At 63.6% G+C, this 228-nt stretch carries 1 pseudogene; it reads left to right on the top strand.

The window, feature by feature from the left end:
* Nucleotides 1-228 (top strand): annotated as a pseudogene (locus tag CIK99_RS06740) (DNA-binding protein); the annotation flags it as partial.

Genomic DNA, 228 nt, shown 5'->3' with positions numbered 1-228 from the left:
TGCGCAGCGGCATCTCGAAGGGTGCCATCCAGGCGGCATGGGCGGCATGTGGTGATGTGATAGTGGCGTGGGCCACTGAGGGACACTCGGTGCCTGTCCCCGGTCTCGGCACGATGCGCTTCGGCGTCAACGCCCAGTCGGTGCTCGACGTGAACATGGTGGCAAGTTCGCTCATCACCTCCCGAAAGATTGTGTTCACCCCGTCGGTGGATGTGAAGGCGGCCCTCA

The sequence above is a fragment of the Prevotella sp. P5-92 genome, assembly GCF_002251245.1.
Taxonomy (GTDB): domain Bacteria; phylum Bacteroidota; class Bacteroidia; order Bacteroidales; family Bacteroidaceae; genus Prevotella.
The sequence above is the reverse complement of the archived record's forward strand: the minus strand, read 5'-3'. Positions and strand labels throughout refer to the sequence as shown.